This window comes from Vibrio profundi (genome assembly GCF_005281835.1).
GTDB lineage: Bacteria > Pseudomonadota > Gammaproteobacteria > Enterobacterales > Vibrionaceae > Vibrio > Vibrio profundi.
The window spans coordinates 523624-537241 of record NZ_RZIS01000003.1; the positions used below are offsets into that span (position 1 = coordinate 523624).

The following is a 13618-nucleotide window of genomic DNA, read 5'->3' on the forward strand; positions in this document are numbered from 1 at the left end:
GGCTTTTTATCAGGCTTTACAGTTTGGACGAGACGTACCGTAGTTTGGAAGTGTCTTGATTGTCGCTTGTAAATCTTTTATCCGTGTATTGTGCGATGGGTGAGTCGACAGCAATTCTGGAGGCGCGCTTCCGCCAGATGCCTTGGCCATATTTTTCCACAAATCCACGCTTTGTTTCGGATCAAATCCCGCTTTAGCCATATAGTCTAAACCAACAATATCAGCTTCAGATTCTTGAGTTCGACCATACGGCAAGATCACCCCATATTGAACGCCAAGCCCTAACGCAGCCATCGTTACGCCTTGATATTGATTATATTCAGAGGCACCAACGGCGATACTGGTGAGTTGTAAACCAGTATTGGCGATTTGGGATTGAGATAGGCGTTCGTTACTGTGATCCGCAAGAACGTGTGCGACCTCGTGGCCAATAACCGTCGCTAGCTGATCTTGATTTACTGCAACCTTAAGAAGGCCAGTGTATACACCGATTTTACCTCCCGGTAACGCAAATGCATTCACTTGGTCACTATCAAAAACCACGACTTCCCATTCACTAAATCCCTTTTGTTTCGGGATGTATTGGGTGATGCTGTTCGCTACACACTGGACGTAAGCGTTAGTTTTGGCATCTTTACTGATAGGTTGCTCTTTTTTCATCTGCTCAAAAGATGTTGCCCCAAGTTGCGACATGTCTTGATCTGAAAAAAGTAATAATTGGTTGCGTCCGGTAGGAGAGGCACTACAAGCTGTGAGACCGGCTACGACAAGCATCGTCGATGCTTTCATCCATGGCGTCATACAATATCCTCATGTAATACGATATTTAGCCATGTTAACATCAACTTGAGTGATAACTAAAACAACGATTAAGGAATATGCGTGAGTATTTGGAAAAAACCGATAGATTTAGAAGCACTTAACGCGACCTCTAAAAACACTTTAATTGACCATCTTGATATTGTTTATTCAGAGTTGAATGACAATTCTTTGAAGGCAACGATGCCTGTTTGTCATTTTACTCATCAGCCTTTAGGTATGCTGCACGGTGGCGCTTCAGTGGTCCTGGCCGAAACGTTAGGCTCTGTCGCGGCCAATTACTGTGTGTCCGACGATTATTACTGCGTTGGCCTCGATATTAATGCTAATCACGTTCGAGCGATGCGAGAAGGGCACGTGATAGGTGAAGCGACCCCAATCCACTTAGGTGCTTCGACACAAGTGTGGCAGATTAACATTACTGATGAACGACAACGATTAGTGTGTACAAGCCGCCTTACTATTGCTGTGAAAAAACATAAACGTCGTTAATGAATGAAAATAAGTTGAAGGTAAGCTTTGGTTATAAATTTTAAAAGCGGAAAAATTATCGCGACACCTCACGAAATTGTTGTGAGATTAGACGGGGAGCATCGTGTAACTATGCAAGCTCAAACCGATGCCATTCAATTGATAGGTAATGGTGCCAATGTTATTTCTGTCAATGGTGCTGAGTGCAAATGGTCAATTAAATTAGATACTGAGGCGCAACTAGACGCACTCGCCGCAGCGATTGGTATCGCGATTCTTTAACATTCCTTATTACAATTCTTCGTAACTAAACTTGCGAATCTCTCTAAAAATGAGGAAACTGTACTTATCTCCCCTAAAGTATGATTTCCTCTTTATGAGTAGCCCAAGACTCCGCGTTCAATTTGAAACCCTATTCGAACACTTCGATGGTAAAGACACTGGCATTCAGCTAGAAGATATTACTGATGTACTTTGTTGTACTCGTCGAAACGCTAGGATTGTGCTCAACAAGCTTGCAGAAGAAGGTTGGATTGAATGGCACCCGGCAGCGGGACGCGGAAAACTTTCACAACTCAATTTTAAACGAAATCGCAATGACGTTAGTGAAAACCTTGCCAGACGTTACCTCGAAGAAGGAAAAATAGGGCAAGCGCTTGCGGTTTTAGACCGCGACGCCGCTAAATTGACTCAGGTAATTCAAGGGTATTTAGGCGTTCAATATCAGGAAGGGGAACAAGTGGTTCGACTTCCGTATTACCGCCCACTTTCCATGTTAGACCCTTTGAAATCGATGCGACGTAGTGAGCAGCACATTGCAGGGCAAGTATTTAGCGGCTTAACCAAGCTTGATGATAACGATCAGTTACAACCAGATCTTGCTCATTCATGGCAATCCATCTCTGAAAAACATTGGCGTTTTTACCTGCGCCCTGGGGTACGTTTTCATAACGGCGAGCCATTATTAACTGAATACGTAGTTGATGGGTTGAGTAACCTAGAATCATTAAACATGTTTTCTCACATCAAAGAGGTTACTTCTCCGGCGCCTTGGGTAGTCGATGTCATGCTGACTCAGCCGGACAAATATTTCCCTCTTGCTCTTACTGAGACGCAGGCAAAAATCACACTGCCTGTGAGCTTGCGTAATGAGGATTACGATACAAAACCGATTGGTACCGGCCCATATAAAGTGGAAATAAATGACGAGAAACGACTTATTCTTCATGCTTTTGATGGCTATTTTGGATTTCGTCCTTTAATGGATCGTGTCGAAGTTTGGGTTGTGGATGAAGCTTATTCTTCCATGGTCTTTCCAAGCTTAACGAAGCCGACGATTGCTGACCGTAGTGCGACAGACGAAGTTGAACTCGATCCCGGTTGTACATATTTATTGCTTAATCGCCGAAGCGGTATCGCTCAAGATCCCGAGTGGGCGAGCTTTCTTGCCAATACGCTAAGCGCTTCCAATTTGTTCGCTCACATACCTCAATCTACCGTCATTGAACTAGGCGTGCTGCATGCATACGGACTAAAACCTGGTTGGTATGACGTAATGCCTAATCAAGAGGTTGAGCTTCCAGAAAGCCAGCAAACGCTGAGAGTCGCTTACCAACCACAACATCCAATGTTTCCGACGGTAGCTAAGGGCATTGCATCAATTCTTAAGGCTCACGATATTACAGTAGAATTCATTACTTATGACATCACTCATCCGGATCCCGAACAAGTCGATGTTTGGATCAAACCAATGGGGATTGCTAATAATCGCGACGATGCACTTGCAGGATGGCTACTTGATTACAGCGATATCGAAAACCTAAGTCCGCTGGATGATTTTGACCAATGGGCGCATTTAGTCGATCGATGGAGAGCAGGAGAGTTTGAAAAGTTTCCTGCGCGGAAAATTGGAAAGGAATTAGTTAACTCGAACCAAATAGTCCCTATGTTTCATTGTTGGCTCGGCGTGAATAAAGATCAGTGTGGCACACTTCAGAATGCAAAATGCAATGCTCTCGGTTGGTTCGATTTCAGTCAGGTTTGGGTTAAACCTGAATTAGGCGGCCAATGAAAAACACCGTAACGTTAACCTTACTTGCACTCATTGCTTTCGCTGCGAACTCGGTATTGTGCCGCTGGGCGTTAGCAGATTCTTCAATTGATGCATATAGCTTTACTGCCATTCGAATCATCTCTGGTGCGTCGACTTTGATGTTACTGGTGCTATTGCTAAAACCAGTCGAATTTTCAGCCGCAGAATTAAGACGTTTTGTAAGTGTGAAATCGACATTCGCATTATTGGTGTATATGTTCGGCTTCTCTTACGCATACATCGATTTAGGCGCAGGGCTTGGTGCTTTAGTCCTATTTGCTGCGGTTCAATTCACGATGATCGCAAGCCACGTAATCAAAGGCCATAAATTAAATACCCTAGAATGGGCTGGATGTTTAATCTCCATTAGTGGGCTAGTGTATTTATTGGCGCCAGGCTCTTCACAGTCAACAATGAATACTCTCTCAATCGCATTGATGCTGCTCGCTGGAATCGCTTGGGGATTCTATACGTTATTTGGCAAAGGCGGAGAACAACCCTTGGTGTCTACCGCTGTTAACTTCTCGCTGGCGGTCCCTTTCGCTTTAGTCGTAGGGCTGCTGTTAAGTGGGAACCTTCATGTCACACAAGATGGTATTATCTACGCGATTTTATCTGGAAGCCTTGCATCTGGCGCCGGGTACGCATTGTGGTATTCAGCACTTCGTCATATTTCCACAGTAACGGCTTCAGTATCACAATTATCTGTTCCTGTTATCGCGACAGCTGGTGGCGTGATATTACTGGCCGAACCATTGACGTTACATTTTATAGTGTCTTCTAGCATTATTTTATGTGGGATTGGATGTGTGTTGCTCGCACCGAAACTAAACTCTAATAACAGGAACAACGATACAAAGTAATGGCAAAACCAAACAAAAAACAGCCGAGCAAAACGGTAGAAATCTTCTGTGGAAAATGTCGAACTCAGCTATTTAAATATCGTAAAGGCGGCAAAGGTGCATTAGTGAAATGCTTCAAAGAGCGTATTGTGGAAGATTACACTGAGAAACCCTGTTACTGCCCGGGTTGTGGTATAGAGTTCGCCCGAGATACTTTAGTTCGTGGTACTCCTGCGTTCAAGATGATTGGTGGAAAAGTCACAATGAAATAGTAGTGATATAGAATTAAACTATATCATCATTGTATCCACCCCGATAAATTTCTAACAATTACCATAAAATCAATCCATTTGGCTATATCATTATAATTATCGTGATTTCGATGTCAGCGTTAGCTCATTAGAGGATTTCAAATGAAAAATAGCCCCAATGCCGAACAACCTGACGAGTTCTGTGTCGTACTGACGACAGTAAATAGCCCAGAACAAGAGAGCCTCATTATCCGCGCGTTACTAGAATCAAGCTTAGCAGCATGTATTCAAACTTTGCCGATAAGCAGCCATTACGTTTGGGAAGGGAAAGTGTGCAGCGACAAAGAAACTTTGCTCGTGATTAAGACGCAAAAAAAGTGTTATCAAGTGCTTGAGCAAACAATCTGCGCGCATCACGAATATGATGTTCCTCAGATTGTTCAACTAGAAATCAAAGAGGGGTTCAATCCCTATTTAAGCTGGATAGAACAAGTTACCGGCAATAAAGAGTAACGCTATCACTTAGGCTCAACATTATTCCCTGAATTCGCTGTACCCTTAACTATGTTTTGGTTGGGAATGTTACAAGGTAACTTAAATCTAAAACGACAGTAACAAATGTCCAAGGCCAAGAGTGAGTTACCGTTGTGATATATTTGGGGGATATTTGCCTTAGCGAAAACAGCAGCTTTCCAGCCGTATATTCTTTACGTTCGAGTCTTTCCGTAAATCAGTCATATTATCAGTACTCTTTCACCCGCCCTTGAAAACCAAGTAGAGCTAGAGATAAAACGGCTCCCATCGTGTCGCATAACATGTCCTTTTGCGCGTCCCAAATATCGCCTTGCGACCCTAAAAATGCGATGCCTTCATCACCGCCAGCGATCTCTGCGTACCACCACTCAATAATTTCGTATCCAGCAGCCACACTCACGATAGCGAACAATGAAAATAGACACGCCAGCAGAGGTCTGCATAACTTATTTTTCAGTAAATATTCAGCAAGGGGATAGGCATAGAGCCCAATTGAAAAGTGAGCAACTCGGTCAAAGTTGTTACGCTCTGAACCTATCATATTGTTAAACCAGTCAAATGGGACTTCTGAGAAAGTGTACTTAGCTCCGATGGTATGTAACGCCAGCCAAATGAACATCAGTACATAAGCGGTTTTACTGAAAGTGTATTTAGTCGATATCCACCAAATGCCGAGCAAAATTATGAGAGCAGGGACGATTTCAGCGATCCAAACCGCACGTGATGAAGGTTCATATGCTGAGAATAGAAAAATGGCGCTATATAACAGCGTCAAAATACCTAACGTGGAACTTTGACTTGTGCTTACTCGGAACATAGATAACTCCAATGAATTATTTTGACTATAATGACACTTAATTAAACACTGTACAATTGCGTTTTAAATTACGAAATCTGTTGGAAATCGAATTCATCGCCCACAATATCGTCTAACGAAACCTTACATTTCATTAAAGTTTGATTTACCTACTATGGCTCACTAAAATCACGGCACAATTACTACAAACAAGAAAGTAAAGTCATGAAACTGGAAACTGTCGATTATCTTGCTGACGATGCAGCGGAACAATTTGTAAACTCATTACGCGAAACTGGATTTGGTGTTCTTAAGAATCACCCAATCCCTAAAGAACTCGTAGAATCTATCTACGAAAATTGGTACCAATTCTTCATATCTGAACAAAAAAATGACTTTCACTTCAATGTAGAAACTCAAGATGGTTACTTCCCACCATCAGTATCTGAAGTGGCAAAGGGCCACTCTGTAAAAGATATTAAAGAGTACTTCCATGTTTACCCTTGGGGTCAGATCCCAGAGCAACTAAAAGAGCAGATCTTAGACTACTACGCGCGCGCTAATGCATTCGCTGAAGAACTATTAGGTTGGGTTGAAGCTCACGCTCCTAAAGACGTTCAAGAGAAATTCTCTATCGCATTGTCAGAAATGATTAATGGCAGTGAACAAACACTTCTACGTGTACTTCACTACCCACCAATGCAAGGTGATGAAGAGCCGGGCGCAATTCGCGCTGCAGCACATGAAGACATCAACTTACTGACTGTACTTCCGGCTGCAAACGAGCCTGGTCTACAAGTTAAGTCAAAAGAAGGTGATTGGTTAGACGTACCATGTGATTTTGGTAACCTAATCATTAACATCGGTGACATGCTTCAAGAAGCATCTGGTGGTTACTTCCCATCGACAACGCACCGTGTAATTAATCCAACAGGCGCACGCCAAGAGAAATCTCGTATTTCACTTCCTCTGTTCCTTCACCCGAAGCCAGATGTTGTTTTATCTGAGAAATACACGGCAAATGAATACTTGATGGAGCGTCTACGCGAACTAGGCGTTATCTAACTCTGGTAGCAGATTATCTAAAAGGTCAGCATTTGCTGGCCTTTTTTGTTGCTTGGTTCAAGAAACGCGCAGTCAAATGTAATCCTACTCGACAAATACTTACCAATGGATTTCAATTAAATAAGAGAGTCTTCAAGGTAGTAGGTATATGTCAGAAAATCATAATATCAGCGCAACTTTTCAAACCTATATGGAGAACCCGCTTTTGTGGCCCATATTGGAAGTGTTGAGAAAAAAGCCGAGTGGTTGGAAGGTTCATACCCTGTCTGCACACTTAAATGAGTTAGGGTTAGTGCCGATACTCGATGTGGTACCAGAAAAAGACTTATTCAAGCGCAACTTCTTGATTATGAATGCGCTTTACCAATTACAAGAAACTCTATATCCAGACAATTGGTTGCAAGTCTGCGCGATGGATATCGTGTTAATGCCAAGCCATCAAGCCTCGTCTCATGCGGTTGATCATGAGGATCCTCTCCGTGACTATTATGTTCACTGGCATAATTACGAAGCAGAAGAAGGCGAAGTTAAACGCTTACTTAACGAGTTTTGGAGCCGTTATAGAAAGTTTGTCGGCAGTACCAATGGGGCAGATATGGACAGAGCCAAAGCCCTCAGCTTATTCGAGCTGCCACACGATGCGACTCAGCCAGACATTCGTAAGCGTTGGCGAAAATTAGCACTCAAATGGCACCCAGACAGGGATAGCGGAAATACCGACAAGTTTAGAGTTCTATGTGAAGCTTGGAACGTTTTAAGACACTGATTGTTTTGACAGAATTACAAAGCCCTCGTAAAAACTATCCACTAGCAAGAGATAGAATACGAGGGCTTTGAGTTTTCATGAGCTTAATTCGGAATTCTTACGCTCTTTGTGCAGTGCTCAAGAATGATTCTTAGATAAATCTGCTTGATGTTCAAACGCATAGTCGAGCACTTTTCTTAAATAGGGTGCGCCAACTTTAGAACCGCCATTACCATGCTCAATAACAACAGTCGCCACATATTCTGGGTTGTCATATGGGGCAAAAGCAGTATACAAAGCGTGGTCGAGCAGATGACGAGCTAGCTTCTTCGAGTTATAAACTTGCCCTTCATCTAAGTCAAACACCTGAGCGGTACCCGATTTACCACCACTCGTATATTCCGCGTTCTTAAAAGCACGGCGGCCACTACCATGACTCCCGTGATTAACCAAACGCATCGCATTAATGGGGATATCCCACGCTTCATCACTAACGCCTGTAATTGAAGGTAATGGTTTCGGAGCCATCAAATGCTGCAGATCGAAATCAGTGCCATGATCAAGCGTTGCTCGCAATATATGTGGTGGCATAACCTTTCCGTGATTAATCAAAACCGATGTGGCTTTCGCTAGCTGCATCGGAGTGGCAGTCCAATAGCCTTGCCCGATCCCAATAGGAACAGTGTCGCCCTGATACCAAGGTGTGCGATAACGTGCCATTTTCCAATCTCGAGTTGGCATATTGGCATTACTTTCTTCATAGATATCAATGCCCGTGGGTTTTCCGAAACCGAATCGATTCATCCACGTTGAAATTCTATCCATTCCTAAGTCAAAAGCGGTTTGATAAAAAAATGAGTCAACCGATTCTTCAATTGCCTTGGTCACATCGACCGGTCCGTGCCCCCAACGTTTCCAATCTCGCCACGCTTTGGAGTTTGGCTTTGAACCCGGAATCCGCCATACGCCATGATCGTTTCGAGTGGTGTTTTTGGTAATCACATGTTCTTGTAAACCAGCAACCGCCATAAATGGTTTCACGGTAGATGCAGGAGGGTACACACCTAACGTAGTGCGATTAACTAACGGGCGAGCCGGATCATTCAATAGGCGCTGATAATTCTTACTTGAAATACCATCGACAAATAAATTGGGGTCATAGCTTGGGCTAGAAGCCATCGCCAGCACACTATTATCCTGTGGGTCTAAGATAACGGCACTGCCAGTTCTGTGGTCGAGTTGTTGGTACACGTACTTTTGAAGTTCAAGATCGATATTGAGCACGATATCTTTACCAGCAACAGGAGGAACATACTTAATAGTACGAACAACCCGACCTCGGCTGTTCACTTCAACTTCTTGATAGCCTTTCTGACCATGTAAAATATCTTCGTAGTACTTCTCGACACCAAGCTTCCCAATCACTTGTGTCGCCTGATAATTGGCGTCTTTACCGTTTTCCGCTAAACGCCTTAAATCGTTATCGTTAATATGTGCAACATAACCTAGAACATGTGTGAGTACTTCGCCGTTAGGGTAGTATCGCTTCAAGCTGGTTTCGATAGATAGGCTAGGAAACTGATATTGATGTACAGAAAACTTAGCAATCTCTACTTCATTTAAGTTATCTAAAATCATCACCGATTTAAAACGACGCGCTTTGTGAAAGCGCTTCCTAAACTTATTAACCTGTTTTGGTTCAAGAGGAATGATTTTATTGAGTTGCTCCAGCATCGACTCAACGTTTTCCGTTTGCTCGGGAATCATGGTCAGGGCATAAACAAGTTTGTTCTCAGCCAATAGCGCACCATTTCTGTCATATATCAGACCACGAGTTGGCGGAATAGGGAGAATTTTAATGCGATTGCCGTCAGAGCGAGTTTGGTAGTCATCAAAGTTCCTAACCTGCAAATGGTAGAGGTTGGCGATCAGTACCATAGTGAGCAAGAGGATTCCGGAAAACGCTACGATTACACGTCGTTGGAATAGTTTTACTTCGCCTTTATGATCACGAAACTTAACGCGCTTATGATTCATCGAAGTTGACCTTGTTACATTCAGTTACATCCAGAGAAAGGCGAACTTTATCTGAATTTAGTCTGCGTTTTGTAAATATTGTGTCAGTATCCTCATGCGGCCATATTTAGCGAATCCAGCAGATGAGTTCATCGAATATGGGGGGCATAAAAAAAGCCCAGCTTGAAAGCTAGGCCTTTTTCACGTGTAATGCAGAAATATTAATTTGATGCTTTAAATTGAGATTTTCGCATTCGGTTTAGAGCAGCCATTACATCTAGAGTACGAGGCTTCGCTAGATCACCGTAATTTGGCATATTTGCATGCCACTCTTCAGTAAGCAACGAGTCGAACTCTTTAGCTGGATTTGAAGACCAACCTGGTAACTGTGCAAACTGGAACCAAGCCCAACCAATCGCATTCACTTCTGACGCCGACTCTAATTGCTCAAGGGCACTTAAATCAGCGAACTCTTTACCAAAACGCAGTGAGTCTTTGCCTTTCGCTGAAACACGGAACTTACCATCGGTAAGAATATTCATTAGTGCGGCACGGTTAAATGAGCGTGGTACAAAAGACGCTAGTTCGCTTTCGCACTCATTAGAACGTTGAGTAGGGTGCTGTTTAATGACTTCTTTCGCTTTATCTGTTACGTCTACCGCTTGGTAATCGTGCATTTGGATAACGGTATCAGCCACATCTAGGTAATCACCAGAACCGCCCATAACAACTAATGTGGAGATTTCCATGGTGTCTCGTAATTGGCCAATGCGATCAACCAACGGAGTAATCGGCTCATCACCCTTAGAAACCAATGCTTGCATACGTTCATCACGAATCATAAAGTTTGTTGCTGAGGTATCTTCATCAATCAATAATGTCTGTGCGCCGGCTTCGATAGATTCTTGTAGCCAAGCCGCTTGAGAAGTAGAACCTGAAGCGTCTTGCGTCGTAAAGTCGCTAGTATCTTTACCCATAGGCAAGTGGTTAATGTAGTTAGACAGGTTTAAATGATGAACACAGCGGCCATCTTCTGCACGAATCTTCATTGCTTGCTGGTTAGTTACAATACCCTCACGGCCGTCACCAGGAATGTGATTGTAAATAGAGCGCTCAACGGCGTTTAGTAGTGTTGATTTACCGTGAAAGCCACCACCGACAATGAGAGTGATGCCTTTCGGAATACCCATACCTTTCACTTCACCTTGGTTTGGTGTTTTTAGTGCAACAGTTAAGGATTGTGGCGCTTCAAAAGGCACAGCGTCTTTCATTGGTAAATCACAGTTACCCGCAATACGTGGAAGTACACTGCCATTCGCAACGAATGCAGCTAAGTTATGCTCATCTAATTGCTTGCGTAGCGCTTCTTGGTCTTCAACCACCTGACAGTGTTGAACCAATGCATCAAAATCAAGTTCTCTTTCTAAAGTCGCACGACGGATAAACTTAGGAAGGTAGAAAGTAATAATGTTGATCGCTTTCTTCGCTAGGATATTGCGCCCATCAGCGGGTAAGTTAATACGAAAGCGAATTTCGATACCGTGCTCGGTGAATACGACTGCCGTATTATCTAATACAGTTTGGCCTGTAAGTGCGATAGAAACCGTTGCTTCTTGCTTGGCAAATTCTGCAAAGCTACGTGCAATAAAATCACGAGCAGCAACTTGGTAAGCCTGCGATTTCCCTTTTAGCCATTCCAATCCTGTTAACGACCAAGCGCGAGTCGCACGGAAACGAGAAGCTGAGGCGTATGGGTCACCTTGAATGTGATCGACATGCAATTCAAAATCACCGAAGTCGTATTGACCTTTAATTTGTTGATATGCGCGGTAGTTCTGTTTTTCTAGCTTCTTCAGCTTTGCAGTCAACTGATCCATAACGAAGTGTGCCTATTATAAAAGAGAAAGGCGGCGATTATAGAAACCGCCACCTATAGAGTAAAGAGAAACTAGTACTAATTTCTATGGGAAGGCATATTGTGCCGTTCCTAAGTAGTTTTGATTGATTAAGCTGTGCTCAAACTCTTGTCCTGGCATAGGTTTTCCATACAAATAGCCTTGTCCAACTTCGCAACCTTCTTCGATGATAAAGCGCTCTTGAAACTCAGATTCAATCCCCTCAATGACAACTTTAAGATCAAGCTTCTTAGCAATCTGAATAATGGAACGAACGATTTCTACGTCATCATCGGATTTATGCATTTGGTCTATGAAACTTTTATCCACTTTGATGAAATCGAACGGAAATTTTTTGAGATAACTAAATGAAGCGTAGCCAGTACCGAAGTCATCCAGTGACAATGTAACGCCAATTTCATGTAGTGACTCCAACGTATTCTTCGCCACCACTTCATCAGCAATCAAACCGCTCTCTGTAACTTCTAGTTCAAGGAAGTGCGGTGGTAAATGATAAGTTTCAAGCAAGTGGGTGACTTGCTCAGAAAACTGAGCGTTTTTAAGCTGAACGGCGGAAACATTCACCGCCATTTTGAAGTCTTCCACGTACTTCGACCATTCTTTGGCTTTTTCTATTGCAGCGCGAAGCACAAAGCTTCCCACTTCAAAGATTAAACCATTTTGCTCAGCCATATGAATGAGCGTTTCGTTTGAGATATCTCCCAAAACCGGGTGCCTCCAACGAAGCAGTGCTTCGGCACCAATCCATTTATGAGTTACCGGACACACCTTTGGTTGGAAGTAGAGCATTAAATCGTCGTTACGAACCGCTTGCAGTAAATAACTTTCTAGTTGGTTGATATGGCTTTGATTTTCCGTGTGAGACTGGGAATAGTAAGCGTACTTTTGCCCTGAATCTTTACATGCAATCATCGCTTCACTGGCGTTTTGAAGAAGTGATGCAGCTTCTTGCCCAACATGGCTTACTGCAATCCCAATAAACGCATGGAGATGAACCATGTCTTTACCAATGGTGAATTCTGAATGGCCGATTTCAACCAACCGATGGCATAATTCGTCTAAACGATGTTGAAGATCATTGGAACTAAAAGCGATCGCTAAATCAACGGAAGTTGGTCTACCTGTTACAACTTCAATATCATCAATGCAACCTAAGCGCTCTCTGTATTCTATAAGTACTTTATCAAGTGCTTGATAACCATAGCGTGATTGAATTCGTCTACCGTTAGTAAAGCCAATATGGATGACCGCAATATGTTGCTGGGATTTGGTTTGAGAAGGCAGCAACATGTGATTCAACTGGCTTTCAAATGCGTTTCGATTTAGGAACCCAGTGCCGAGGTCGTGGCTTTTTTGGTAAGAAATTTTTTGTTCTGCTGCTTTGCGTTTATCAATTTCTTGATTCAATGAATAGTTTAGGCTGGCGAGATCTTTGGTTCGAGTATGAACACGATTTTTCAGTTCGTTGTTAAGCTGAACTAATTTGGCGTGTTGAAACAAAGTAGTAAGCTGAGACTCAATTGAAACACGAAAGCTTTCGAGTAGTTTGATGTAGGTTGGTGTGTAGTGATTTTCTTTGTTATCTAGTATACAAATTGTGCCAAATGGTTCGCCATTTGGCCAAAGTAATGGGATTCCGCAATAAGACACCATCCCAAGTTTGATGTCTGGGTTGTGATCCCAATCCTTATCCGAAAGGGCGTCCGGTACAATGAGTCTACTTTTGTTTTCAATCACCGACTCACAATACAACCCATTCCCCAAACCTTCAGAATCACCTTCAGCGTATGGGTTAGAGTCAGACTGGCTACTAGAAAAAACCTCTATCGATTCGGTATGGATCCGCATCACTAGCGCTGCTGGGACCTCTGTTATTTGGGCAAGAAGATCGACAATATTTTGCCATCCTTCTTTCATATCCAGAGGGATTTCTAGTTCTATTGTATTAATTTTTGTCATATAAGCTCTCATTCCGTCACGCGATGAAAACACTTCCTGTGTTAATAGCTGCGTAAGATGTAATGACGACGTTGTTCAACCTAAATTTAGTATAAGAAAGGAAATCAAAAAA

13 protein-coding genes are annotated in these 13618 nt (G+C 42.9%); 8 read left to right on the forward strand and 5 right to left on the reverse strand.

Annotated features, from left to right (window positions below):
* Positions 1-9: 9 nt before the first annotated feature.
* The gene (locus ELZ11_RS11110; RefSeq protein WP_137357469.1) at positions 10-801 is read right to left on the reverse strand and encodes a M48 family metallopeptidase; all 792 of its coding nucleotides are present in this window, start codon (positions 799-801) and stop codon (positions 10-12) included.
* Between the two features lie 81 nt (positions 802-882).
* Here ELZ11_RS11110 and ELZ11_RS11115 point away from each other — a divergent pair, with 81 nt between their 5' ends.
* The 6 genes from ELZ11_RS11115 (at position 883) to cutA (ending at position 4988) form a co-directional block, all read left to right on the forward strand.
* Positions 883-1311 (forward strand): hotdog fold thioesterase, encoded by a 429-nt coding sequence (locus ELZ11_RS11115; protein ID WP_137357470.1) that lies wholly within the window; start codon positions 883-885, stop codon positions 1309-1311.
* A 27-nt stretch (positions 1312-1338) separates the two neighbouring features.
* The gene (locus ELZ11_RS11120) at positions 1339-1572 is read left to right on the forward strand and encodes a DUF3389 domain-containing protein (protein ID WP_137357471.1); all 234 of its coding nucleotides are present in this window, start codon (positions 1339-1341) and stop codon (positions 1570-1572) included.
* 94 nt (positions 1573-1666) lie between these two features.
* Positions 1667-3361 carry an SgrR family transcriptional regulator gene (locus ELZ11_RS11125; RefSeq protein ID WP_137357472.1) on the forward strand — a complete coding sequence of 565 codons (1695 nt, stop codon included), beginning with the start codon at positions 1667-1669 and terminating at the stop codon, positions 3359-3361.
* Positions 3358-4245 (forward strand): DMT family transporter, encoded by an 888-nt coding sequence (locus ELZ11_RS11130; RefSeq protein ID WP_137357473.1) that lies wholly within the window; start codon positions 3358-3360, stop codon positions 4243-4245. The genes ELZ11_RS11125 and ELZ11_RS11130 overlap by 4 nt, the downstream gene beginning before the upstream one ends.
* Positions 4245-4496: a hypothetical protein gene (locus tag ELZ11_RS11135; RefSeq protein WP_137357474.1), complete on the forward strand. Its 252-nt coding sequence runs from the start codon at positions 4245-4247 to the stop codon at positions 4494-4496. The genes ELZ11_RS11130 and ELZ11_RS11135 overlap by 1 nt, the downstream gene beginning before the upstream one ends.
* 141 nt (positions 4497-4637) lie before the next feature.
* The gene (cutA, locus tag ELZ11_RS11140) at positions 4638-4988 is read left to right on the forward strand and encodes a divalent-cation tolerance protein CutA (RefSeq protein WP_137357475.1); all 351 of its coding nucleotides are present in this window, start codon (positions 4638-4640) and stop codon (positions 4986-4988) included.
* Positions 4989-5217: 229 nt separating this feature from the next.
* Here cutA and ELZ11_RS11145 read toward each other — a convergent pair whose 3' ends face one another.
* Complete coding sequence (locus tag ELZ11_RS11145) at positions 5218-5826, reverse strand: DUF2238 domain-containing protein (RefSeq protein ID WP_137357476.1); 609 nt, start codon at positions 5824-5826, stop codon at positions 5218-5220.
* A 204-nt stretch (positions 5827-6030) separates the two neighbouring features.
* Here ELZ11_RS11145 and ELZ11_RS11150 point away from each other — a divergent pair, with 204 nt between their 5' ends.
* Both ELZ11_RS11150 and ELZ11_RS11155 read left to right on the forward strand, forming a co-directional pair.
* Positions 6031-6870, forward strand: coding sequence for an isopenicillin N synthase family dioxygenase (locus ELZ11_RS11150; RefSeq protein WP_137357477.1), 840 nt, complete (start codon positions 6031-6033; stop codon positions 6868-6870).
* A gap of 148 nt (positions 6871-7018) precedes the next feature.
* Positions 7019-7636 carry a DNA-J related domain-containing protein gene (locus tag ELZ11_RS11155; RefSeq protein WP_137357478.1) on the forward strand — a complete coding sequence of 206 codons (618 nt, stop codon included), beginning with the start codon at positions 7019-7021 and terminating at the stop codon, positions 7634-7636.
* A 117-nt stretch (positions 7637-7753) separates the two neighbouring features.
* Here the strand turns inward: ELZ11_RS11155 and mrdA are convergent, their stop codons facing one another.
* The 3 genes from mrdA to ELZ11_RS11170 all read right to left on the reverse strand — a co-directional run bounded on the left by mrdA (position 7754) and on the right by ELZ11_RS11170 (position 13506).
* Positions 7754-9652 carry a penicillin-binding protein 2 gene (mrdA, locus tag ELZ11_RS11160; RefSeq protein WP_137357479.1) on the reverse strand — a complete coding sequence of 633 codons (1899 nt, stop codon included), beginning with the start codon at positions 9650-9652 and terminating at the stop codon, positions 7754-7756.
* Between the two features lie 200 nt (positions 9653-9852).
* The gene (locus ELZ11_RS11165) at positions 9853-11508 is read right to left on the reverse strand and encodes an ABC-ATPase domain-containing protein (protein ID WP_137357480.1); all 1656 of its coding nucleotides are present in this window, start codon (positions 11506-11508) and stop codon (positions 9853-9855) included.
* An 84-nt stretch (positions 11509-11592) separates the two neighbouring features.
* Positions 11593-13506, reverse strand: coding sequence for a sensor domain-containing phosphodiesterase (locus ELZ11_RS11170; RefSeq protein WP_137357481.1), 1914 nt, complete (start codon positions 13504-13506; stop codon positions 11593-11595).
* Between the last annotated feature and the right edge of the window lie 112 nt (positions 13507-13618).

Coding starts and splice junctions, on each gene's coding strand:
- ELZ11_RS11110 (WP_137357469.1), bottom strand. CDS start 801: ATGACGCCATGGATGAAAGCATCGACGATGCTTGTCGTAGCCGGTCTC.
- ELZ11_RS11125 (WP_137357472.1), top strand. CDS start 1,667: ATGAGTAGCCCAAGACTCCGCGTTCAATTTGAAACCCTATTCGAACAC.
- ELZ11_RS11130 (WP_137357473.1), top strand. CDS start 3,358: ATGAAAAACACCGTAACGTTAACCTTACTTGCACTCATTGCTTTCGCT.
- ELZ11_RS11135 (WP_137357474.1), top strand. CDS start 4,245: ATGGCAAAACCAAACAAAAAACAGCCGAGCAAAACGGTAGAAATCTTC.
- cutA (WP_137357475.1), top strand. CDS start 4,638: ATGAAAAATAGCCCCAATGCCGAACAACCTGACGAGTTCTGTGTCGTA.
- ELZ11_RS11145 (WP_137357476.1), bottom strand. CDS start 5,826: ATGTTCCGAGTAAGCACAAGTCAAAGTTCCACGTTAGGTATTTTGACG.
- ELZ11_RS11150 (WP_137357477.1), top strand. CDS start 6,031: ATGAAACTGGAAACTGTCGATTATCTTGCTGACGATGCAGCGGAACAA.
- ELZ11_RS11155 (WP_137357478.1), top strand. CDS start 7,019: ATGTCAGAAAATCATAATATCAGCGCAACTTTTCAAACCTATATGGAG.
- mrdA (WP_137357479.1), bottom strand. CDS start 9,652: ATGAATCATAAGCGCGTTAAGTTTCGTGATCATAAAGGCGAAGTAAAA.
- ELZ11_RS11165 (WP_137357480.1), bottom strand. CDS start 11,508: ATGGATCAGTTGACTGCAAAGCTGAAGAAGCTAGAAAAACAGAACTAC.
- ELZ11_RS11170 (WP_137357481.1), bottom strand. CDS start 13,506: ATGACAAAAATTAATACAATAGAACTAGAAATCCCTCTGGATATGAAA.